This is a genomic window from Streptomyces sp. NPDC001880 (genome assembly GCF_053594575.1).
Genome location: NZ_JBSFET010000246.1, coordinates 1 through 2,343 on the forward strand (window position 1 = coordinate 1; position 2,343 = coordinate 2,343).

The following is a 2,343-nucleotide window of genomic DNA, read 5'->3' on the forward strand; positions in this document are numbered from 1 at the left end:
TGCGGAAGCTCCGCTGCAGCACCACCCGGATCACCGGCGTCGTCCGTGCTGTCGTCGCCCTCGAACTCGCCACCTGATCAAGATGAAAAGGCTCCATGACAGCCGTACCCGGAACCCCTGGGCCTAGCCGATCTTACGAATGACCAGTTCAGTCCCACATCAAGAAGGTAGGACTCCATGATCCACAAAAGCCGTGCTCGTCTCATGTCCGGGTATCGACGATCAACCGGTCAAACCGGGAGCGACGGGATTCTCCCCGGGGCCCTGGGGCGCCGCTCGTCGTTTGAACGCTGATCTATTTGACCAGCCACTCCGATCCCGTCCACGACGTGCGAAGGTATTGCTGCCCCGAGAAGACAACATATTCCTTCGGGATGTCCGGCATCTGCATCACGGCGTCGATTCCTGCCGCAAAGCTCGGGTAATGGCCGAGCCCTCCCCATTCGCTCAACGGCTTTGGTTTCTGGACCACGATATCGTCATGGTGTCCGTCGTTCACTTTGAGGCGAAGGTAATGTGAACCCGAGAAGACCCAATATTCGTTGTCGTCATCCGGTGTCCTCGTTACGGCATCAATCTTCTTGAATGATGGAGAAGTGTTGTCGAGGGAACTCCAGCCACTCAGTGGGCTTGGCGTCGAATCTTTTTTCGGAATCCTGGTATCCATATGGGGCCAATTGTTGGCCACGTTGATGCGAAGAAAACGTGAACCCGAGAATATCCAGTACTTGTTGCGGTCGTCCGGCCACTGCATCACGGCATCGATCTTCTTGAACGGTGGAGAACTTTCGCCCTCGACTGCCTGGAGGGAACTCCAGTCGGTCAAGGGTCCTGGGTTCTGCACCACTTCAGCGAGATTTCTCTCCTTGCGGGTCACCTGGATGAGGGTGAAATTTTTCCCGGAGAAGAGCCAATACCTGTCTTTTTTATCCGGCGTCTGCATTACGGCATCGATTTGTTTTGTGAACCCTGCTTTATCGAAAGGGGGAAAATCTCGATTATTGAAAGCGAACAAATCGCTCAACGGTCTCGGGCCCTGCGCCTTCTTGCCGTCCGTGCCGGTGAGGCGTACGGCGACGAGTGCGCCGGCCGTCGCGGCAAGTGTGGCGCCGCCGAGTAGGACCGTGCGGCGACTCGGTGTACGCGAGGTGCCCAGTACCTTCTTGGCGTCGGCCGCGGTACCGACGTTAATGGTGAATTCCTGCCGAAGGTCCCCGCCGACGTAGTTGCCGTCCGCGCCCTGCGTGGTCTCGGGTTGACGGGCTGTGCGCCGACGGAACGTCCCTCGGGGTTCCCTCTGCGGCTCACCCATTTTGGTCCTGCCGGAAATCTCCCTTGACGTTGTTCCGGTGCGCTTCCTGCGCTGTGGGCCCGGTGGCCGTCTGGGTCAAATTGCCGTCGATCTCGTTGTCATCGGCCCGCTGGCTTCTGCCCTGCTCCGGTGCCACAGGGAGCCACCACTGCACCACGGTCCCCACTACGAGTAACACCGCCGCAGAAGTCCACCACGCCGTTGATCGGTGATCAGTGAGGAATCCGGTGGCCACGTTTACCGCTGCGGCGACTACCACCGCCCCCACCGCTCCCACGAAACGCTGTACGACTGGAATCATTCATGCCCCCCGAGCAGGACCGAACACCCCGACACGACGGTCGTGCAGGGAACAGGTCGGCCCACGGGTGCGGGCCGACAGTGCTGGACCCGGACACCCACCAGCTGTCGGCACGACTCACGTAGGGGGGCTTCCGCCCATCCGGATCCCTATCTGCCGACTATAGGGCCACAGCAGGGGGGACGTCCGGCTGATGGAACATCTGGCCTTCGGTCATCGACTTGGCCGCCTGCGTCTACTCCCGCGCAATCGGCGAATGACGGGTCGAATCAATTCATGCCCCACTCCGAACCGAACCGTCCTCGCGTCGGTACAGCGCCACGGATTCGGCCGCTGATGGTCGGCCCAGCCGGCGCCGCTTGGGCAAGACTTCGCCACAGAGCCACGAATAATTCTCTTCACTCCCCTGGTGGGGTGACCTCACGCCCCGCGAAGTGCGTCGCGTTACTGCGAGTGATCCATGGTTCGAGTCGGGCGTCGGGGATATCTGATTCCTTGGCGCCTTTCACGTGCTTGGCAATTGTCCCCAGGAGTAGGTGCGAAAGTGATCATTGGTAAGTCGGTGTCACGAATAGCATGTCAACGGAGTTCAGGTCCGATACCAACGTCACTGTCAGCGCGGAAGCCGGAGTGAAGGAGCCTTTTCATCTTGATCAGGTGGCGAGTTCGAGGGCGACGACAGCACGGACGACGCCGGTGATCCGGGTGGTGCTGCAGCGGAGCTTCCGCA

General features: G+C 60.2%; 1 protein-coding gene. It reads right to left on the reverse strand.

Annotated elements, in window-relative coordinates:
• Positions 1-295: 295 nt before the first annotated feature.
• Positions 296-1,312 (reverse strand): hypothetical protein, encoded by a 1,017-nt coding sequence (locus ACWCQ6_RS36880; protein WP_451096821.1) that lies wholly within the window; start codon positions 1,310-1,312, stop codon positions 296-298.
• Positions 1,313-2,343 lie beyond the last annotated feature (1,031 nt).